Source organism: Chryseobacterium sp. CBSDS_008, from assembly GCF_049959325.1.
Taxonomy (GTDB): domain Bacteria; phylum Bacteroidota; class Bacteroidia; order Flavobacteriales; family Weeksellaceae; genus Chryseobacterium.
In genome coordinates this window covers 4,758,664-4,779,637 of record NZ_CP188202.1, presented here as the reverse complement: position 1 = coordinate 4,779,637, position 20,974 = coordinate 4,758,664, and the positions used below count along the sequence as shown (strand labels likewise).

16 protein-coding genes are annotated in these 20,974 nt (G+C 37.1%); 10 read left to right on the top strand and 6 right to left on the bottom strand.

What is annotated here, in order from left to right:
* Positions 1-285: 285 nt before the first annotated feature.
* Together ACP3T3_RS21620 and ACP3T3_RS21615 are read left to right on the top strand one after the other, a co-directional pair.
* Complete coding sequence (locus tag ACP3T3_RS21620) at positions 286-2,406, top strand: S8 family peptidase (RefSeq protein WP_426477762.1); 2,121 nt, start codon at positions 286-288, stop codon at positions 2,404-2,406.
* Positions 2,407-2,481: 75 nt separating this feature from the next.
* On the top strand, positions 2,482-4,554 hold the full coding sequence (locus ACP3T3_RS21615) for an alpha-ketoacid dehydrogenase subunit alpha/beta (RefSeq protein ID WP_426477761.1): 2,073 nt from the start codon (positions 2,482-2,484) through the stop codon (positions 4,552-4,554).
* 53 nt (positions 4,555-4,607) lie between these two features.
* Here ACP3T3_RS21615 and ACP3T3_RS21610 read toward each other — a convergent pair whose 3' ends face one another.
* On the bottom strand, positions 4,608-5,450 hold the full coding sequence (locus ACP3T3_RS21610; protein ID WP_426476643.1) for an IS3 family transposase: 843 nt from the start codon (positions 5,448-5,450) through the stop codon (positions 4,608-4,610).
* Positions 5,451-5,473: 23 nt separating this feature from the next.
* On the bottom strand, positions 5,474-5,908 hold the full coding sequence (locus ACP3T3_RS21605) for a transposase (protein ID WP_426476642.1): 435 nt from the start codon (positions 5,906-5,908) through the stop codon (positions 5,474-5,476).
* Between the two features lie 245 nt (positions 5,909-6,153).
* Between ACP3T3_RS21605 and ACP3T3_RS21600 the strand changes: the two genes are divergently transcribed.
* Entirely contained in the window at positions 6,154-7,185 is a 1,032-nt protein-coding gene (locus ACP3T3_RS21600) for a bestrophin family protein (protein ID WP_426477760.1), read from the top strand.
* A gap of 196 nt (positions 7,186-7,381) precedes the next feature.
* Positions 7,382-8,467, top strand: coding sequence for a serine hydrolase domain-containing protein (locus ACP3T3_RS21595; protein ID WP_426477759.1), 1,086 nt, complete (start codon positions 7,382-7,384; stop codon positions 8,465-8,467).
* An 18-nt stretch (positions 8,468-8,485) separates the two neighbouring features.
* On the opposite strand, the gene ACP3T3_RS21590 is transcribed toward ACP3T3_RS21595, so the two are convergent.
* The gene (locus tag ACP3T3_RS21590; RefSeq protein WP_047432467.1) at positions 8,486-8,944 is read right to left on the bottom strand and encodes an Lrp/AsnC family transcriptional regulator; all 459 of its coding nucleotides are present in this window, start codon (positions 8,942-8,944) and stop codon (positions 8,486-8,488) included.
* Positions 8,945-9,101: 157 nt separating this feature from the next.
* Here ACP3T3_RS21590 and ACP3T3_RS21585 point away from each other — a divergent pair, with 157 nt between their 5' ends.
* Complete coding sequence (locus ACP3T3_RS21585) at positions 9,102-10,331, top strand: aminotransferase class I/II-fold pyridoxal phosphate-dependent enzyme (protein ID WP_426477758.1); 1,230 nt, start codon at positions 9,102-9,104, stop codon at positions 10,329-10,331.
* Between the two features lie 202 nt (positions 10,332-10,533).
* Here the strand turns inward: ACP3T3_RS21585 and ACP3T3_RS21580 are convergent, their stop codons facing one another.
* A complete protein-coding gene (locus ACP3T3_RS21580; RefSeq protein ID WP_426477757.1) occupies positions 10,534-11,538 on the bottom strand; it encodes a glycosyltransferase in 1,005 nt (334 codons plus the stop codon).
* Positions 11,539-11,760: 222 nt separating this feature from the next.
* Here ACP3T3_RS21580 and ACP3T3_RS21575 point away from each other — a divergent pair, with 222 nt between their 5' ends.
* Positions 11,761-11,844 carry an AraC family transcriptional regulator gene (locus ACP3T3_RS21575; RefSeq protein ID WP_426480001.1) on the top strand — a complete coding sequence of 28 codons (84 nt, stop codon included), beginning with the start codon at positions 11,761-11,763 and terminating at the stop codon, positions 11,842-11,844.
* Between the two features lie 243 nt (positions 11,845-12,087).
* Here the strand turns inward: ACP3T3_RS21575 and ACP3T3_RS21570 are convergent, their stop codons facing one another.
* Positions 12,088-13,254: a THUMP domain-containing class I SAM-dependent RNA methyltransferase gene (locus tag ACP3T3_RS21570; protein WP_426477756.1), complete on the bottom strand. Its 1,167-nt coding sequence runs from the start codon at positions 13,252-13,254 to the stop codon at positions 12,088-12,090.
* Positions 13,255-13,391: 137 nt separating this feature from the next.
* Here ACP3T3_RS21570 and ACP3T3_RS21565 point away from each other — a divergent pair, with 137 nt between their 5' ends.
* The 4 genes from ACP3T3_RS21565 to ACP3T3_RS21550 all read left to right on the top strand — a co-directional run bounded on the left by ACP3T3_RS21565 (position 13,392) and on the right by ACP3T3_RS21550 (position 19,464).
* A complete protein-coding gene (locus ACP3T3_RS21565) occupies positions 13,392-14,117 on the top strand; it encodes a class I SAM-dependent DNA methyltransferase (protein ID WP_426477755.1) in 726 nt (241 codons plus the stop codon).
* Positions 14,118-14,119: 2 nt separating this feature from the next.
* Positions 14,120-14,833 carry a ZIP family metal transporter gene (locus tag ACP3T3_RS21560; protein WP_426480000.1) on the top strand — a complete coding sequence of 238 codons (714 nt, stop codon included), beginning with the start codon at positions 14,120-14,122 and terminating at the stop codon, positions 14,831-14,833.
* 226 nt (positions 14,834-15,059) lie between these two features.
* Complete coding sequence (locus ACP3T3_RS21555; RefSeq protein WP_426477754.1) at positions 15,060-17,801, top strand: SusC/RagA family TonB-linked outer membrane protein; 2,742 nt, start codon at positions 15,060-15,062, stop codon at positions 17,799-17,801.
* A gap of 10 nt (positions 17,802-17,811) precedes the next feature.
* Positions 17,812-19,464, top strand: coding sequence for a RagB/SusD family nutrient uptake outer membrane protein (locus ACP3T3_RS21550; RefSeq protein ID WP_426477753.1), 1,653 nt, complete (start codon positions 17,812-17,814; stop codon positions 19,462-19,464).
* Between the two features lie 71 nt (positions 19,465-19,535).
* On the opposite strand, the gene ACP3T3_RS21545 is transcribed toward ACP3T3_RS21550, so the two are convergent.
* A complete protein-coding gene (locus ACP3T3_RS21545; protein WP_426477752.1) occupies positions 19,536-20,921 on the bottom strand; it encodes an OmpP1/FadL family transporter in 1,386 nt (461 codons plus the stop codon).
* Between the last annotated feature and the right edge of the window lie 53 nt (positions 20,922-20,974).

Below are 20,974 nucleotides of genomic sequence, written 5' to 3'. Positions count from 1 at the left end.
CATTCTCATTTCTTAAAAATCCCCATCAAGTGATAATTAAATATAAAATAGACCAGAGAACGTTAATTCCAGGCTTTTTACAGCTGCTTTTTTACAAAATAACCCGTTGATTTCAGATATTTTATAAAATAAAAACTATTAATACCAATGAAAATGTTAATTCATTCACAAAACACCAATAATCAATTTAAATAATTAACAAAAAGCATATTTACTTGATTATTATTCGAAACAATAATTATTTTTATATAGATTTAATAATACCTAATCATAATAAATACAATCATGAAAAAAATCTTTATTTCGATCAGTATTCTGGCAGCTATTGTCATGAATGCTCAAAACAACAATGAAATCTTAAAAAGAGAACTGGAACGGCAAAGAATGGAAAACAACAAAAAATTTGACCTGTATCTCTCAAAACATTTTGAGTATAATAAGAACCCTGAAACTCTTAAAGAGATTGAAGAACAGCGAAAAAACCTGGCAGGATTTGATCCTGGCGGAAAACCTTATTTCTATCAGGCTGATGATTTGGATCAAATAAAAAATTCTAATGCAGACTTTTTACAGAACGGTACAATCAACGGGCTAACAGGTTCGTTTAACGGCGAAAATATTAAATACACCATCTTTGACGGTGGAAGAGCATTTGAAGGACATGAACTTTTTAATAATGCAACAGGCAGAGTAAATAATAAAGAAGACAGCACAATGAACTATAGTGCTCATTCCACTGCGGTTACTGGATTTATCGGTGCCAAGGATTTTCCTTACACCTTTACTTTCACCAATGGAACCACCCGTTTAACGAACTTAAGAGGAATAGCTCAAAACTCAACTTTTGACAATTATGCCTTCTCAACCACAATACTATCAGGAAGTTCCACCGCCAGTACATTATATGAAAAAATAGTTTTAGCACAGCCTAAAATATCCAACCATTCATATGGCACCAACCCTGGATGGAGTAATTTGCTGGGTATTTTTTGGATATGGGGAGGTTCATTTGAAAGTCCGGGAACCAGCGCTGATCTACAGGGAACCTATTATACCGATGACCAGAATTATGATAATATAGTATACACCAATCCCACTTATGTTATCGTAAAATCTGCAGGAAATTCATATGGAATGGGGCCTGCCGGAAGTAACGCTAATAAATACTATAGAAACACTACAGGAAATCTGGTAGCATTTGCCGCTACAGATACGATACCGCAAAATAATTGTGCCTTAGGATATGACTGCATCGGCTCCGGTTCTTTGGCAAAAAATATTATTGTAGTTGGCGCCTCAGATATTCTGACTGCGAGTGACAAAAGATACTCCTCCTCTTCTGATGTTATAAAATCAAACTACAGCAGCGCCGGTCCTAGAGATGACGGCGCTATAAAGCCAGATATTATCACTACCGGGACCAATGTAATACATGCCTCTACAGCTCAAAACACAACAGGCAGCAGCACATACAGCTCAGGCAGCGGAACTTCATATTCAGGGCCTATTGTCACAGGAATCATAGGTGTCTGGATGCAGATTTACAAACAGCTTTATCCTGCTCTTGAACTTAATGCTGCAGCAGCAAAAACATTGATGATTCATTCTGCATCGGAGGCAGGAACAGTTGGCCCGGATCCATGGAATGGCTGGGGATATATTAATGCTAAAAAAGGAGCAGAATTATTGGTTGGAAAATCAAATAATACCATTATTTTCAATGATGAGACACTCAATAATGGAACAGTAAACAAAAAAACAGTCACTGCTTCAGGAAATGAACCTCTTAAAGTAACCATTTCCTGGATTGACCCTGAATACATAGTCTCTGAAAACCTAACATGGACAGAAGCTTATAATAACAGGACTTCCAGATTGGTAAACGATTTAGATTTAAGAATTATTGATACTGTAACAGGTACAATTTATCAACCGTGGAAATTAAATGCATTATCCCCAATGGTACCTGCTACAAAAGGAGACAATACAGTAGATAACGTAGAACAGGTAGTGATCGATAATCCAACGCCCGGAGCTGCTTACAGAATTGAAATTTCCCACAAAGGTACATTGAAAAACAATGCTTCCCCAAGCGCCATTTCTCCTCAGAACTACTCCATCATTGCAACAGGGTTTACTGAAGTACTGGGAACCAAAGAAGCAGGATCAGGGACATTGGAAGGTATAGCAATCGCACCAACAATTGTAAAAGATATCACTAATATCCTGAAGGCACCTAAGAAGTCTACTTTCAATATATATGATCTTTCAGGTAAAAAATTACACAGCGGTACCATTAATAACGATAAAGAAACAATAGATTTATCTGCGTATACGAAAGGAATCTACATCATTGAAGTAAAAACAGACAAAGATACTATTTCTAAAAAGGTGATCAAGGAATAACCTATATAAACAAATATTTTTCACAAAATACTAACAGTTGTTAGTATTTTGTTTTTTTATGTATATTTGCTTCCTATGGAAAATGCACTTCACGAAAAAGTTTCTCAGGATATATTACTGAAAGCATATAATCATATGATGCTGGCTAAGGCAATGGCCGATATTTACGAAGAAAACAGAAATGTCTGTAAATACGTTCACAGCACTTCCAGAGGTCACGAAGCCATACAGCTTGCAACAGCTTATCAACTTAAGAAAGAAGACTGGGTTTCTCCTTACTACAGAGACGAAAGTATTCTTTTGGGAATTGGTTTTGAACCTTATCAATTGATGCTTCAGTTGCTGGCTAAAGCTGATGATCCTTTTTCGGGAGGGAGATCTTACTATTCTCACCCTTCAAGCAGGGATGAAAACAAACCAAAAATCATTCATCAGAGTTCTGCAACCGGAATGCAGACTATTCCTACGACAGGAGTAGCACAGGGAATCAAATATATCCAGGATTTCAATCTTCAGAATTTTGAGAATAATCCTGTTGTGGTATGCAGCCTCGGAGATAATTCCGTTACAGAAGGTGAAGTGAGTGAAGCTTTGCAGTTTGCGGCATTACACCAGCTTCCTATTATTTTCCTGGTTCAGGATAACGAATGGGGAATTTCCGTAACAAAGGATGAGGCAAGAACCTGTGATGCCTATGATTTTGTAGCAGGATTCACCGGATTAAGCAGAATGAGAGTAGACGGAACCGATTTCGTGGAAAGTTTCGAAGCCATGAAAAAAGCCGTGGATTTTGTAAGAACAGAAAGAAAACCATTGGTTGTCTGTGCAAAAACCGTATTGATCGGGCATCACACTTCCGGAGTAAGAAGAGAATTCTATAGAGATGAGGAAGATTTAACAAAACATAGAGCTAAAGATCCGGGGGAAATCCTTAGAAAACATTTATTGGAAACAGGTGCTGATGAGGACCTTTTAAAGCAAATCACTAAAAAAGCCCGTCTTGAAGCAGAAGAAGCTTTTGAAAGAGCCAAGAACGCTGAAGATCCAAAGCCTGAAACAGTAATGCAGCATGTTTTTGCTCCTACCCCAATTACAGAGGAAACAGGAACACGTGAACCTGCCAACGGAGAAAAAATTGTAATGGTAGATGCTGCCATTCACGCCATACAGGAATTAATGTGGAAACACCCTGAAGCCCTTCTTTACGGACAGGACGTAGGAGAAAGAATCGGTGGGGTTTTCCGTGAAACGGTGACTTTAGGGAAAAAATTCGGAAGCAAGAGAGTATTCAATACCGCGATTCAGGAGGCTTATATCATTGGATCTACCGCCGGAATGAGTGCTGTAGGACTGAAACCAATCGTAGAGGTTCAGTTTGCAGATTATATTTACCCGGGAATCAACCAGCTCATTACAGAAATTTCAAAATCCAGCTATTTAAGCGGTGGGAAATTTCCTGTAAGCAATATTATCCGCGTTCCTATCGGAGCCTATGGCGGAGGCGGTCCTTACCACAGTGGAAGTGTTGAAAGTATCTTAGCCAACATTAAAGGGATCAAAATAGCATATCCAAGTAATGCTGCCGATTTCAAAGGTTTATTAAAAGCAGCCTATTATGATCCGAATCCTGTAATAATGCTGGAACACAAAGGATTATACTGGAGTAAAGTTCCGGGAACCGAAGATGCTAAAACAATTGAGCCAGCTGAAGACTATGTTCTTCCGTTTGGAAAAGGAAAAGTGATCATTGAAGCTGATCAGTATGAAACAGCAAAAGGCAGAACCTTACTAGTAATTACTTACGGAATGGGAGTTTACTGGGCTAAAGAAGCAGTCAAAAACTTCAATGGAAGAGTTGAGGTGATTGACTTAAGAACATTAATTCCTCTTGATGAAGAACTTGTTTTTGAAAGAGTAAAAGCGCATGGAAAGTGTATTGTTCTAACGGAAGAACAGCTGAACAACTCTTTTGCAGAAGCTTTTGCTCACCGTATTTCTAAAAACTGCTTTAAATATCTTGATGCACCTGTAGAAACAATGGGATCACTGGATGTTCCTGCTGTTCCTATCAATCTGGTACTGGAAAAAGAAATGCTTCCAAATGCTGAGAAGCTCAGCCATAAAATTGAAGAAATGCTGAAATATTAATTTTTTGACTAGTCCTGAAATAATGATACAAATTAAAGGATAAAAATAAATAATTAAACCAGAGTAAATTTACTTTTGCTTTGGTTTTTTGTTTTATAAGTTTTCATTTTTAATTTGGACTGTTCATGCATTTGATTTGGTGTTAAATAATGATTTGAAAAATGTGGTCTGAACTCATTATAGATGCTAATGGATTGCTCCACAATTTTTCTTCTCATTGAAGTCTCAATATCATATTTATCAATATCGAATTCCTGTTTTAAAATACCATTTACTCTCTCTGCAATAGCATTTTCATAAGGATCAGAGTTCTGTGTCATACTGCATTTTATCTTATGCTTTATCAATATTTTCTGATACTCATTTGAGCAATATTGCAATCCCCTGTCAGAGTGATGAATCAATGATTCTTTATCAGTTTTATTGTTCTTTAATGCCTTTTTCAATGCCATCAGGCTACTTTCCGTATTGAGATTATCTGCAACATAGTGACCTACAATTTTCTTAGAATAAGCATCAGTTATCAGACTTAAGTAACTCGGTTTTTTCCTGTTTCCAATATAGGTAATATCTGCTACCCACACCTGGTTGGGTTTGTTGATACAGTACTCCAAAATCAGATTTTTATGTTTTCTGAATCTATGATGAGAATTGGTTGTGATATGATAGCTTCTCTTTGATGTGATCAATAAATGATTAGCTCTCAAAATATCAAAGAACTTATCCCTTCCTATTTTCAGAGATCTTAAAGGTTCCCTCAAAATAAAATATAGCTTTCGACCTCCTAATTTTGGCATTTTTATGCGGATATCTTCTACGAGGGTTATTACTTTTAATGCTTTGCTTTGTGAGCGTTTATATCCTCGGATACTTCTGTAATAGACTTGTCTATCCAACCCGAACAATTCGCAGGTAAAAACTATGGTTTCTTTTTCTTCACTGCGGAAGTTGGTGATTGTTCGGGTGATGAGTTTTTTCTGATATCAATATCATATTCTTTCTCAGCAAGATTTATCATCATATCAAAAAATATAGCTTTTTTATCAGCAATGTAAGCCTGTTTCTCTAAAAATGCTTTCTGTTTTTCAAGCACTTTAACTTCTGCCTCTAATTCCATGATACGCTGTTCAGGAGTCTTTTTCATGGTAAATGGTGTTTGGTATTCCCAATCAAAGGTACCATATTTTCTCAACCAACTAACAATTGTTGAGCGTGCTTGTATACCATATTTTTTCCGACTGTCTGTAATTCCTGATTTTCCCGTTTCTATTTCTCTTACAATTTGAAGTTTCAAATTCAAACTGTAATCTTTCTGGGTACGCTTGACATAGCGCGTTTCTAAGTTTTCTTCCATAACGATTGTTTTTTTGTGTATCGCTATTTCAGGACGGGACATTTACATCAACTTAAAACCTCTAAAATTTTTAGAGGTTTTTTTATGCCAGTTTTTCACTATTTTTATGTAAGATTATCAATCTCAATTCTAGCCCATTATAAACCAAGAAAATTTGATTATCTATTATCGGCCAGGTATTACAAAACAAATCAGTCACAGTTTGGTATTTATTTTGTCTATACACGCAAAAAACATTCATCTTTATGATCACAACCAAATACGTCAATTATAAGCAGGTGCTCAATTTATCAGGTTTTCATCTCATTCTGATTTCGATCTGGTGTACCCTTATTGCTGTTCTGTTCTATTTCTTCAACTGGCAGTGGATGACGATTCCCTGGGTTCCTGTTGCACTGATTGGTACCGCAGAAGCCTTCCTTGTGGGCTTTAAAAACAACCAGGCTTACGACAGACTTTGGGAAGCCAGAAAAATCTGGGGTGGAATTGTGAACTCAAGCCGTTCTTTTGCTTCAATGGTATATGCCTTTGATACCAAAAATGAAGAAATTGGTGTTTTTGATCTTGAAGACCGCAAAAGAAGAATCGTTTACCGTCATATTGCGTGGCTATACACTTTCCGTGAACAGCTTCTGGTTCCTACGGAATGGGAGCATATCAGTACGGAAAATAATAAATTCGGGAATATCAACCTGAGAAGAAACAGGCTGATTAAAGCAGGTTTTCCGGATTACGGAAGAGCCCCTATTTTCCTGCATAAATATCTTTCAGAAGAAGAATATGAACTTAAAGATGATTATAAGAACTTTGCCACTTATCTGATTGCTCAGCAGGCAAAAGATATCAATGAACTGAAAAACATGAATGCGATCACAGATTTCAACCAGACTCAGCTGCAGAACAGTTTGAATGAATTCTATAATTTCCAGGGGCAGGCGGAAAGAATCAAGAAATTTCCTTCTCCAAGACAGTTTGCCAGTACAGCCTTTGTTTTTAACATCCTCTTTATTATGCTTCTTCCACTGGGATTAGTTAATGAGTTTGCAAAACTGGGTGACTGGGGAATATGGACCTCTATTCCGTTCTGTATCATCATCGGATGGATCTACATCATCATGGAACTGGTGGGAGATTATTCTGAAAATCCTTTTGCAGGATTAATGTTTGATGTTCCTATGCTTTCGATCTGCAGAGCCATTGAAATAGACCTTCTTCAGATGAGCGGAGAAACTGATCTTCCTGATCCTATTTCTTCCAAAAACGGAGTTTTAGTGTAATTTATTAATTCTTAAAGAACTGAATATTATAATCAGAATCACAGTAAAATCTTAAAATATTTTTTTAAAACCTATTAAAAGTTCATTGTTTTTCATAATTTAGAGGCATTGAAAGCATCAGCCATGTTGATTCTTACCAGGTCGATTTAGTTTTTACTTTTTCACCAGCTAATTATTTATCCCTCCATTTTAAACAATGAGATTCAAGCAAGTACTTCAGGTTTTGACAATGCTATGTCTTACCCTACTCTGCCCTGATGTGAAATCACAGACAGCCTTCAATAAAGAATTACCAAAGGAATTTACAGACCGGTTTACCAAAGAAATTAATGACAGCATCCCTTCTTTGGGATCTTTCGTTGTCTCTGAGAATAACAAGGTAATTTATGAACAGTATTTTCATGGAGCCAGCAAAGAAACCGTCTTCAGTATAAAGTCTGTGACCAAAAGTATCGTCTCTGTTCTGGCAGGTATTGCAAAAGATAAAAACTTACTTCCCAATCTTAATACCCCGGTTTTAAAAATTCTTCCGGAATACAATGTTTCAAGAAGCAGCTTTAAAAACATTTCGAACATAGAAGGAAAGGTAGTTCACGATTCAATCAGAAATACATTAACGTTAAAGAATCTGCTGACCATGCAGGGTGGTTTCGATTGGATTGAGAATTCAAAAATTTCAACAGCCATGTTATTTTCCGGTGATCCTGTAAAATTTGTACTGGATTTGCCTTTTGAAGAATATCCCGGCACTGTATTCAACTATAACAGCGGTGAAACCCATCTTTTCGGAGCTGCATTGGCAAAAATTGTAAAGACCAACCTGAAACAATTTGCTGCAGAAAATCTTTTTAAACCATTAAAGATCAATGTTCCCCGATGGGACACCGATTCCATGAACAGAAATGTTGCCGGTTCGGAAATGTTTATGAAGCCTGAAGATATGATGAAATTTGGTTTGATGATTCTGAATAACGGAAAACTTGGCAGCAGACAGATCGTCTCTTCAAAATGGATTCAGGAATCCACAGCTGAACAGGTAAAACTGGATTCCTGGGATGTCATGCCGGATGCCAACGGATACGGCTATTACTGGTGGCGGAGAAAAACCAACGGACACCAGGCTTTCGTAGCAACCGGATATGGCGGACAGCTTATCTGTGTCATTCCTGATTTAAAAATAGTTATTGTAACTACCTGTTTTCTGAATGATAAAAACAGGGGCAGAACCGAGATTAAAAAACTTCATTATTTCATTGATAAAATGACAAAAGGAGATCTATAATCACGGACAACCTACAATCTATAATACGATCGCCGTTGTATTTTTCACTTCGGAAATCATGAATGAGCTGTGCGTGCTTGCGATGTGCTGAAGCGTCGTAAGCTTTGTCAGCATAAAGCTGCGATAGTCTTCAATATCTTTTACTCCTATTTTAAGGATATAATCGTAATCTCCGCTTACATGAAAACATTCTGTAACTTCCTGAAGATCCATTACCTCCTTTTCAAACTGCAGAACAAATTCTTTTTTATGCTGGCTTAGTTTTACATGGCACAGCACAATAAAATTTTTCTTAACTTTACTTTTGTCCAGCAAGGCTACATATTTTGAAATGACCCCTGCATTTTCAAGCTTTTTTACACGCTCATAAATTGCTGTAACAGATAATCCAAGCTTCCCGGACAGTTCTTTTGTGGTTTGTTTACAATCTTCCTGTAAAAAAAACAAGAGTTTCTTATCAGTTTCGTCAAGTTCCATAGATATATTTTTGGTAAAAATTTAACAATCCCGAAGATACTAATTTTTTTTTCTAAATAAACAACATTTTACAGTTTTATAATCTATAAATTCAATTTTATATTGTAATTATTAGGAAATTAATGCAAATTGGAACAATAAAATAAAAACAATATTTATGGAAAACTTTAACGCAGCCAATGAGATCCAGGATCTCCAGTATTTTGGTGAATTCGGAGGAGTGAATCCTTCTATTTCTGACAGCTCTACCTACACCTTCCTTTCTGCAAAGACCATGTTTGATACTTTCGAAGGAAATGCTGAAGGATGCTACCTGTATTCCAGACATTCATCCCCGATGAACCTTTATCTGGCCCAGGCTCTTGCCAAGATGGAAAACACAGAATCTGCCAACGTTACAGCATCCGGAATGGGAGCAATTACTTCTGTCTTAATGCAGGTGTGCAAAAGTGGAGACCATATTATTTCAAGCAGAACCATCTACGGAGGAACGTATGCTTTCCTTAAAAATTTCTTCCCTCAGTTTAATGTATCCACAACGTTTGTTGATATCAATAATTTTGAAGCTATAGAAAAAGCAATCACTCCCCATACTAAAGTTATCTATTGTGAAAGTGTGAGCAACCCGCTTCTTGAGGTAGCAGACCTTAGAAAACTTTCTGAAATCTGTAAAAAACACAACCTGAAACTGATTGTTGACAATACTTTCTCGCCGCTTTCTATCTCTCCCACACTATTCGGGGCAGATGTTGTGATTCACAGTCTGACGAAGTTTATCAACGGAAGCAGTGATACGGTAGGCGGTGTATATTGTGCAACACAGGCATTTATTGACGATACTAAAAATGTAAATTCCGGGGCGTGTATGCTTCTTGGACCAACGATGGACAGTTTAAGATCTTCAAGTATCTTAAAAAACCTGAGAACATTGCATATCAGAATAAAACAGCACAGCCACAATGCGATGTATCTTGCTGAGAGATTTGAAAAAGATGGATTAAAGGTTTCTTATCCCGGATTACCCTCTCATAAAAACCATGAATTAATGAAAAGCATGATTCATGAAGAATACGGATACGGAGGACTACTGACTCTGGATGCCGGAACAACAGAAAAAGCCAATGAACTGATGGAAATGATGCAGACAGAAAATCTGGGTTATCTTGCCGTGAGCTTAGGATTCTATAAAACCTTATTCTCATGCTCAGGGAGATCTACTTCCTCTGAAATTCCGGAAGAAGAAAGAGCTTCCATAGGGATTTCCGACGGACTGATCAGATTCTCCATCGGTCTTGACCACGATATTAAAAGAACCTACCAAAAAATGAAGGAATGTATGCTGAAGGTTGGAGTTCTTAACCACCATGAAAACATTTCTATATCCTAAATTTATTATTGTAAAAGGCTGCTTCGGTTGAAACAGCCTTTTTTATCAAAACCCGCCTGTTTAGATTCATCCGAATGACAAACGTCCTGTATAATTTTTTATAGGTTTTAGCTAAAGCCGCTGAAAGATTTTATTTATTTGATAAATAGGCTAAGCCCCATTCCTATTGAATTATCTTTTGCAGACATTGCCTCTTGTTACTTCACTTCTTATAATAATGATGCGGAAAAGCATCCTCGGGTTTTATTCTGAAAACATTCAGCAGTATCCATGATTTTAGGAACCCATAGCCGTAAGAAAACATTTGAATATACGTGGAAATAACTGCCATACCGGCAATACTGATATTTTTAGTGAGCAATAAAGCATGAAAAAGCACCAGAAAAGTATACAATCCATAAAAAGCAAGAATGATTCCTCTTCCCATTATAAAATATTCCAGAAAGCCCATCATATATCCCAGCATAAATAAGGTCGGAAACGCAAAGGAAATCTTCACATAATTAGGATGCCTCTGATTAAGAATGGGTCTTGCACATCCAAATTGATAGACCTGCTTGGAGAATTTTCCAAAATCAACTCTACGTTTGTGATATACAGCAATATCGTCAAAAAAAGCAGTGGTAAAACCATTTTCCCAGAGTGTCATAGATAAATCCGGGTCCTCACCTATTCGCATTTCTGAGAATCCGCCTACTTTTTCAAAAACTGCCTTTTTCACACCCATATTAAAACTTCTGGGCTGAAACTTCGAAACCGCTTTCTTATTTCCTCTGATTCCTCCTGTGGTAAAAACAGAGGTCATGGAATACGAGATCGCCTTCTGCATCAGATTGAATCCTTTATGAGCTTTATCTGCTCCTCCAAACGCATCACAGGGAATGGCCGGGATATCGTTTTTAATATGTTCGATATAATCTTTTTCAACGATAACATCACTGTCTACAAATACCAGCCATTCATTTGTGGCTCTTGCTGCTCCATAATTCCTGGTCAGTCCAGGCCCGGAATTATCCTTTCTGAAATATTTAATATCCAGAATCCCTTCAAAATTTTTGATGGTGGGTTTCAGATCGATCAGGGAACCGTCATCTACGATTATAAGCTCAAACTCCTTATCCGTCTGCTGGGTAAGAGAAGTCAGCAGCTCAAAAAGTTCGTCTTTTCGGTTATAAATGGCAACAACAATGGAAATAGTAGGCTTCAAATTGAAAATTTTTCAAAATTACTTATTCGCAGAACAACCTACAAACAGTTTAACAGCTTATTCTGAGAAATTAACGAAGTTGAGTTGTATTCGCCTTAATGAATAAAGATGATTAATGAAATTCTGAGCCAAGTTATTTGGCATTTTAAACAAAACAGACACCGGAAATCCATCCTAATTTTGCTATAGAAATTTAAAATGAAAAAGTGAAACCGATATTTTCTGGAAGTAGGCTTTGAAGACCTGTCCCATTTTTCACATGCCTTTAAAAAACAGTATGGATTTGCTCCGTCACTGGCACGATAAACAAAATAGGTTGTACACATTCGTACAACCTATTTTTATTTTAATTACTACTGCAATTATTTTTTCTGTGAAATACCCGGGTTTTTCAACGCTTTCTTTTGAGAAATTACATTATGATTCAGAGCCTTTCCTTTAGGCTTTGACCTCGCTGGTTTTGATCCAGAACCAAACAATTCCAATACATCAAAAATCACATCGAAAACATCTAGAAAATTCCAGGACATTATTTAAATCTCAGGGTTATTAATTATTACCTTCAAGCTTATGTACCTTTTTCGTTCCTTCATACATTTCGTACTGTAAAAATCTCGTTTCCAGTTTTCCGTTGAAAAGTTTGATTTTTCTTGAAGGACGTAAACCTATTTTCTTCACCGCTTCAAGATCAGAAGAGATCAGCCATGCCAATGTATTGGGATAATTTGTTTTAAAGGTATCTCCGATTTTTTTGTAGAAATCGTCATCGTTAATGGAAATTCTCTCGTCATAAGGCGGGTTAAAAACCATTAATAAAGGGAAAAGTTCTTTTTTGGAATCAAAGAAATCCTGTTTTTTAATTTCAATAACATCTTCCATTTCCGCAGCTTCCACATTCATTCTTGCAGCATTAAGCATTTTTCCATCAACGTCATACCCTACAATTTTCCCATCAAACTGTCTGATTCTGTTGACTCTGAATTCTTTAATTTTTGCAAATAAGTCTGCATCATAATTGTTCCAGTTCTGGAACCCGAATCTCTTTCTGAAGATCTGAGCCGGAAGATCCATAGCAATCATCGCCGCTTCAATCAGTAATGTACCGGAACCGCACATCGGATCAAGGAAATTTCCTTTTCCGTCCCAGCCTGCAAGCTGAAGCATTCCGCTTGCCAACACTTCGTTGATAGGCGCTTCTCCCTGCTCTTTTCTGTACCCTCTTTTAAACAAAGGATCTCCGGAAGAGTCCATAGAAATCATCACCAATTCTCTGTCAATATGAAGATGGAATTTGATATCCGGATTCCTGGTCTCTACATTCGGACGTCTTTTGAATTTCTCCTGAAAATAATCCACGATAGCATCCTTCATTTTTAAAGTCACAAACTGGGAATGCTTGAACGTTTCAGAGTTTACAGTAGCATCAATAGAGAAAGACTGGTCAACATCCATAAAGTTTTCCCACTCAAATTTGAACAATCTGTCATAGAACTGATGCTGATTGAAAGCCTTGAACTCATGAATCGGCACCAGGATTTTCAATGCTGTCCTCGCAGAGTAATTGATTTTATAAAGAAAACCAAGATCTCCTTCACAATTTACCGCTCTGTTTTTGATTTCAACATTTCTTCCCCCTAATTTTTTGATTTCTTCCGCCAGAATCTGCTCCAATCCGAAGAATGTCTTTATCTGTATTTTAATATTTTCTGTATCCATAAGTATGTATTAAAAGATTTAAAGCTTTAAAAATTAAAAGATTAGCTATCCAATTTCTTGTCCAATTGAATTTTTCAATCTCTTAATGTTGTAAAATACTTTGCTTTTAACCGCACAAATTTAACTATTTTTGCGTTATGGAATGGTTTGAATCTTGGTTTGATACCCCTTATTATCATTTGCTTTATAGCAACAGAGACTATACTGAAGCCGAAAACTTCATTACAAAGCTCACTGCGGACCTTCAGTTGCCGCCTCAGTCTAAAATCATAGATCTTGCCTGTGGAAAGGGAAGACACTCTGTTTTCCTCAATAAATTGGGATATGATGTTTTGGGTCTTGACCTGTCAAGACAAAGTATTGAATCTGACAAACAATATGAAAATCAAACTCTGCTTTTTGAAGTTCATGATATGAGAAACCCAATTGATGCAGATCCTATGGATGCAGTATTCAACTTATTTACAAGTTTTGGGTATTTTGATAATGAAAGCGACGACAAAAAGGTGTTTCAATCGGTTTACAATGTTTTAAAACCTGGAGGATATTTTGTACTGGATTATCTGAATGAGGAGTTTGTAAGAAATACTTTGGTTCCTGAAACCACGATCAGCCGCGGTGATATTGAATTCAGAATCCTAAAGAAGATTGAAGGCAGACATATCATCAAAGATATTCGTTTTGAAGCTGATGGTAAGCCTTTTCATTTCTTTGAAAAAGTAAAACTTCACACCCTGGAAGCCATTCATGCCTATGCATCTGAATGTGGATTTGAAAGAATAAAAATCTGGGGCGATTACCAGCTGAACGAATTTAAAAAAGAAAATTCCCCACGTTGCATCAATTTATTTAAGAAAAAATAATGATAACAGTATTTTTACTGATTTTAAGTGTAATTACCGGAGTATTCCTGGGAAAACACTTTGGTAAAAAAGAAAAACTGGCCAAAAATCTTTTGATATTGAGTGCCGGTTTTTTGATTACGATCTGTCTCAACGAAGTTTTCCCTCAGGTTTATACCTCCGCCGGAAGCAGTAACCTCGGGATATTCGTAATTGCAGGAGTTCTTCTCCAGATGATACTGGAAGTCCTCACCAAAGGTTTTGAACACGGGCACTTCCATCATCATAACGAACATCATATTCTTCCCGTTGCTTTAATGGTAGGATTATTCATCCATGCTTTTATTGAAGGGATTCCTCTGGCCAATGAAGAACACGAAATGTCTCCTTATCTCTGGGGAATTGTATTTCACAATCTTCCGATTTCATTTATCCTGGGGGCATTTTTATTTAACAGAAAGGAAGAATCAAAAAGCTCTTCATCTTATCCTTCCATTCTCATTGTAGCCTTATTTGCTCTGGCTTCTCCAATGGGGATGTTATTGGGAAATTACTTCAATCCGGATCTTCAGCCTTATTTCCTGGCTATCGTAGGAGGAATTTTCCTTCACATCTCATCTGTAATCATATTTGAAAGCAATAAAAACCACAATATCGACTGGTTAAAAATAGGACTGGTCGTTCTGGGAGTTTCCCTGGCTTTAAGTATGCATCTTTTCCATAATCATTCCCACTGATCTTTAACAGATCATTTTAAGTGACAGCTTACAGACAAGTCAATTCAGCCTTTTTGATTTATACACCTAAAATTTATTTTTTTGAAAATATTTTACATAAAAAATAAATAATAATTAATAATTAAATTAAAAACAGAAATAAAACACAATGTTTAACATTTATTAACATATACATAACAATAAGACTTTGTTTTTTGTACATTAGCCATATCAACAACACATATGCATGAAAAAACAAAGGAACTTAACAACTTCAGTCTGTTTTTTTCTGATGACCGGCTTTATAGCAGCTCAGACAACAAAAAAAACAGATTCTTTAGAAGAAAAAAAGATTGATGACATTGTAATCATCGGATATAAGACCCAAAAAAAATCCAGCCTTACAGCCGCTGTTTCTATTATTTCCGATAAAAAACTTCAGGATTCCAATACTTCCAGTGTATCCGGCATGCTGCAGGGAAAAGCTGCCGGAATTCAGATTCTACCCGGCGGAGGATCTGCAGGATCTGTGGCCACAGTAAAAATCAGAGGTACTTCTACAATCAATGGTCCCAGCGCAGCTCTTTGGGTGGTGGATGGTGTAGTGATGCCTTATACTCCTAACCTGGATCCTAACCAGATTGAAAGCATCAACATCTTAAAAGATGCCGCTTCTACAGCTTTGTATGGTTCCAGAGCTGCAAATGGTATTGTACAGGTATTTACCAAATCAGGAAATTCAGGAAAAGGAACATTAAATGTTTCCCTTAATAATTCTTTTAATGTATTTAACAACGGGCGCTTTAAACTGATGAACGGAACGCAGCTGTATGATTATTTCACCTCATTAAAAGGAGCTCCGGAAATCCCCTCCACACTTAGAAACGATGGTTACAACTGGCTGAAAGATGGCACACAAACAGGAGTCGTACAAAATTACACCGTTGATTTCAGAGGCGGATCCTCCAACTCCAAAACCTATATTTCAGGAAACTACTATAATGAAACAGGAACCATTAAAGGGGATGAATATAACAGACTTTCATTCAGAATTAACCATGAGCAGACCATAAGACCGTGGCTCATCCTGAAGCCCAAAATCAGTTTAGCATATACCTCAGGAAAAGATACCCAGACTTCACTTTATGAAATGTATCTCAATATGCCCTGGGATAACCCCAGAGATGCCAATGGAAATCTGATCCGGGTGGATGAAGATTATACAGGTGATTGGTATGGAAGAGATCATAACAGTTATCTGTATGATCTTCAGTGGAACTACGGAAAAAGCAATCAGCTGGATCTTATAGGAAATCTGGATGCTGAAATCCGGTTTACCGATTACTTGAAATTCATCACTACTAATAATGTTACCTACAGGAACTTTGACAAAACAGAATATGTGGATCCCAGATCTATAGCCGGGACTAGCAATAAGGGTGAACTCACAGAATCTTATCAGAAAACCATCAACAAATTTTTCAACCAGATGCTGAGGTTTGATAAAGATTTTGGAAATCATAATATCAATGCATTGGCTGCATATGAATATACGGACAAATATTATAAAGAATCAAAGGCAGGTGTTTATGGTGTCGTATCCGATACAGAAATATTTAATACCGGTGCTACCACAGGAAAAACGCCAACAGGGAGAAAGCTTGACCGCGCCTATAATGCTTTCCTGTTTAACGCTGAATATGTATATGATAAAAAATATTTTATCCAGGGATCCTTAAGAAGCGAATCATCTTCTGCATTTGGAAGCACAAAAAGAAATAGCTTATTCTATGCATATAGTGTGGGATGGAATATTCATAAAGAAAACTTTTTCAAGGTAAAACCTGTTAACGAATGGAAACTTAGAGCCAGCAGAGGTCTAGTAGGAAATACTCCGTATCCGGATTACGGATGGCAGGATCTATATGGATTAACACAGAAGTACAACGGGCAGATAGGAGCAACATGGTATCAGCTTGGAAACTCGAAGCTAACCTGGGAGTCTATCTATCAGAATAATATCGGTACGGATATCAGGGCATTTAATAACAGGCTGACTTTAAATATTGATTATTTTAATAATAAAACGAAAGACTTACTGATGCTTGTCCCTCTGCCATCACTGACAGGTGTTGACAGACAGTACCTGAACATTGGCGATGTAAAAAACAAAGGCTGGGAGTTCAATGTCAATTATTCCATTATCAGGACAAAAGATATCAGCTGGGATCTGGGATTCAATATCAGTACCTATAAAAACAGTGTACTTTCAACCCGAAATAACAGTACTCAGGTATTAAACAATTACCATGTGGCCATACCAGGATATGATGTTAACTCTTTTTACATGAGAAAATGGCTGGGGGTAAACTCGGACAATGGTGAAGGACAGTGGGAGGTAATTAATCCGGACGGAAGCAGAAGTGCAACCTCAAAATACAACCTGGCTACCGTACAGGTGGTAGGATCTTCCACACCAGATTATTACGGTTCTGTAAGCACTAATCTGAATATCAAAAATTTCTATCTTGCTGCGAATCTTTATTTCTCACAGGGTGGACAAGTGTATAACTCGTATAGAGAATTATTTGATTCAGATGGAGCCTATCCTTATTACAACCAGATGGTTTTAAACAATGGGTGGACCAGATGGGAAAAACCGGGAGATATCGCAACCCATCCGGCTGCTGTATTCAACAATAACACATTAACAAATAAGCCGTCATCACGCTATCTGGAAGATGCCAGTTTTATCAAACTAAGATCCTTAAGAATAGGATATAACCTACCTGCTTCCTTAGCTGAAAAGATGAAAATAAGATCAGCGAATATTTATATTATGGGTGAAAATTTATTTACCATCACCAAATTCTCCGGAGTGGATCCTGAAATTGGCAATGCAGATACCCAAAACACCTATTCAGGTAATGCTGGAGCTATCTACCCTATTCCGAGAAGATTTTCATTAGGCTTAAACTTTTCTTTTTAAAAAAATAATTATGAAAAAAATACTTATTCCCATTCTCATAGTATCATTAACGGCATGTAATATAGACCGCTCCCCTTATGATTCAAAAGAGTCTGAGGTGGTTCTGGCAGATGCAACAGGACTGCAAACCATAACCTTAGGAAATTATGCATTGCTTAAAGGTGATGCTGACGGTGGCGGCTTTTATAACAACCTCTACAGGATTAGTGAATACGGTGGTGATAATGTTGATATCAGCGGAACGACCAGCGATTCATTCTTTTATTATTATAATTATAAAAGCATCAAAAACAACTACCGCACCAACACGATCTGGAACTCCGGATATAAGGCTATCATTGGGTGTAATAGGGTTATTTCAAAGGTTGCCGAAGGAAAGGATGCTGAAACAGACCAGCTTATAGGCGAAAATTATTTTCTGAGAGCTTATGTATACTTTTCTATGGTCAACGTCTTTGGAAGACCGTATAATCAGGGAATAGGTAATCTCGGAGTACCTTTAAAACTATCTGACGATGTCAATGATTTGCCTGCCAGAGCCACTGTGGGAGCAATATATGACCAAGTGGTAAACGACCTTCTAAAGGCAGAAAAACTAATGACTCTTGATAAAGATAATATTTATGGCTCTAAAGAATCAGCGGAGGCTTTACTTTCCAGAGTCTATTTATACATGGAAAACAATGATAAAGCCATTGAATATGCTGACAAAGTCATCAATTCCGGGAAATATACGCTCCTTTCTAAAACTGAACTGCCTTCGTATGCCGTCAAAACTCCTGAAACCAATAAAGAAACTATCTTTGCATTTAAATATAATAAAGACGGTGATTATAGTGATGGCTGGTCTACCATAGGCTCTATGTATGCTACCATACAGAATGTGGGCTGGGGTGAAATGTATGCATCTTCCTCTTACCTGGATCTTATCAATCAGAATCCTCAGTATGCAAGACTGAAGTTTATCTCTCCAAAATACAGCAATCCGGCAGTTCCCGTTGCTTATTGGGTACAAAAAGGAACCAATTCATCAGGTGCCGTAACCTACAGCTATAAATTTCAGAACACATTCCAGCAGAACGGGAATACCTATTTTACCATGGATAATGTAAATTACCAGATACAATCTGAAGCTGCGCCTAATAAAACAAACTATTATTTTGTAAACTCAACCGGCGGAAAAACCTATGTTTACCTGGACAATGATATGGATAAAAGAAATGGATATCCTAAATTTTATGTTTTAAAATGCTCATTACAGGAAGGAGTCCCACAATTATGGTCTCCTGTTGTCATAAGACTGGCAGAAATATATCTGAACAGAGCGGAAGCCTATGCGAAAAAAGGAAATACCCCTTCTGCACTTTCTGATGTAAACATGATCAGAGCAAGAGCCGGAATTCCAATATATTCTTCAGTTCCGGGAGGACAGACACTTCTGGATATCGTTCTTCAGGAAAGAAGACTGGAAATGGCTTTTGAAGGACACAGAAGATATGATGTCTTCAGAAACAAATTAGATCTTGACAGGCAGTATCCTGGTACGCATTTAAGCGGAAACAGCCCTTTTTATACAATACCTTACACCCACAACAGGGTAGTAGAATATATCCCCGAACAGCAGATACAGATCCAGCCGAATCTGGTGCAGAATCCGGATTAAAGCTGATAGTGAATACAAAAGAGCTCCTGGTATGGGAGCTCTTTTTGTATAATTGGGTATATTTTTTTAAATCAGAATTTCCATCCTAACGTAAGGAAGAAATTGTTTCTGTTATTTTTCACATCGCTTACTGCATAAGCATCACTTTCGAAGATTTTATTTGCTGAATAATAAGATGAATCAAAATTATCACCCATATATCCTCTCATGAAAGGGTTTGTGTACTTAGATGAGATATTCTGATAAGAGGCATCGATATAAAATGATTTGAAATCATATCCGATACCGAATGAAAGTGTATTTCTATCGCTCAATATCAAGTTGCTGTAAGACTGGTCACCTACACTACCTGCATCATTAAATCTGCTGATCGTAAGCGCGTCAAAAGGACTAGACTGGTAAGAGTAACCTCCTCTCAATCTAAACTGCTGTACTCTGTACTCAGCTCCTACCCTTACTTCTGAAAGGTTCTTATAGTTGTCTTTGAAGAAATCATTCAACTCTCTTTCTGCCCCTCCATATACTTTATAGTCAGGCTTTGTAAGTCCAAGCGTATAATCTACATTTAAAGAAAAGTTTTTATTTGCTACAAATGCTGCACTCACCGTTGCTTTAAGCGGTGAAGTAAACTTTCTGTTTTCAGCTCCCATATCATCCCCGTAAGTAGGATCGTTATAGAAATAGTAGTTTCTGTCTATCGTCCAGAATGTAGGCGTTTCAAGAGACGCTCCCACCCTGAAATTAGGACTTAGCTTTCCGATTACCCCTAATGAAGCAGAAAAACCTGAAGATCTTTCTGAATAAGGAGTATCCTGCTTACTGAATCCTTCGGTAGAGTTGTTCGTTAGATTTCTATAAAATAAGGTATCATACTGATCCAGTGAAGCATTGAAAAAATTGAAGCCTGCCCCTAAATATAAATTATGATTGTAATTCGCTCCAACCCCAAAACTCATCTTTGACAAATTACCATATCTTTCATACATATGCCCTGCCAATGCAGCATCTTTGGTGATGTCATCCTTATCAAACGCATAGACGATATTATTATTCCCCGATGACTGGATTACGTTGTCCAGCGTCTGGTTGGAGAAATTAATACCAATATTGATAAATTTCCATCCGGTTTCTGTCATCAAAGGAAAAGCAATTACTCCTCCCGCATTTCCAAGGTCTCCTTTGGTTTTGCTATAGTCTATTGTAGCTCCTGCCAAAGAACTGCTGTTTTTATTTCCTAAAATAGATAAAGTTCCTGAAACCTCTCCTGAAATAGCCACCCCTAAACCTGCCGGGTTGGTAAGCAAAGAATTTGCATCACCACCCAGTGCACCATTAGCTCCAGCCATTGCATTAAATTTAGCTGATCCCACCATAGGAGTACTTGAGTAAACATCTACAGTATTTCTTATCACAGAAACATCCTGAGCCTGCGCATAAAATGCAGCAGAAATACTCATTAATACTAAAGATTTTTTTAACATTATTTTTTTATAGTTTATTAATTTGAAAA

What these genes read in the sequence shown, in the direction of transcription:
- ACP3T3_RS21605 (WP_426476642.1), bottom strand. Translation starts at nt 5,908, where the DNA reads ATGGAAGAAAACTTAGAAACGCGCTATGTCAAGCGTACCCAGAAAGAT.
- ACP3T3_RS21595 (WP_426477759.1), top strand. Translation starts at nt 7,382, where the DNA reads ATGAGATTCAAGCAAGTACTTCAGGTTTTGACAATGCTATGTCTTACC.
- ACP3T3_RS21585 (WP_426477758.1), top strand. Translation starts at nt 9,102, where the DNA reads ATGGAAAACTTTAACGCAGCCAATGAGATCCAGGATCTCCAGTATTTT.
- ACP3T3_RS21620 (WP_426477762.1), top strand. Translation starts at nt 286, where the DNA reads ATGAAAAAAATCTTTATTTCGATCAGTATTCTGGCAGCTATTGTCATG.
- ACP3T3_RS21600 (WP_426477760.1), top strand. Translation starts at nt 6,154, where the DNA reads ATGATCACAACCAAATACGTCAATTATAAGCAGGTGCTCAATTTATCA.
- ACP3T3_RS21550 (WP_426477753.1), top strand. Translation starts at nt 17,812, where the DNA reads ATGAAAAAAATACTTATTCCCATTCTCATAGTATCATTAACGGCATGT.
- ACP3T3_RS21555 (WP_426477754.1), top strand. Translation starts at nt 15,060, where the DNA reads ATGAAAAAACAAAGGAACTTAACAACTTCAGTCTGTTTTTTTCTGATG.
- ACP3T3_RS21565 (WP_426477755.1), top strand. Translation starts at nt 13,392, where the DNA reads ATGGAATGGTTTGAATCTTGGTTTGATACCCCTTATTATCATTTGCTT.
- ACP3T3_RS21545 (WP_426477752.1), bottom strand. Translation starts at nt 20,921, where the DNA reads ATGAGTATTTCTGCTGCATTTTATGCGCAGGCTCAGGATGTTTCTGTG.
- ACP3T3_RS21590 (WP_047432467.1), bottom strand. Translation starts at nt 8,944, where the DNA reads ATGGAACTTGACGAAACTGATAAGAAACTCTTGTTTTTTTTACAGGAA.
- ACP3T3_RS21615 (WP_426477761.1), top strand. Translation starts at nt 2,482, where the DNA reads ATGGAAAATGCACTTCACGAAAAAGTTTCTCAGGATATATTACTGAAA.
- ACP3T3_RS21570 (WP_426477756.1), bottom strand. Translation starts at nt 13,254, where the DNA reads ATGGATACAGAAAATATTAAAATACAGATAAAGACATTCTTCGGATTG.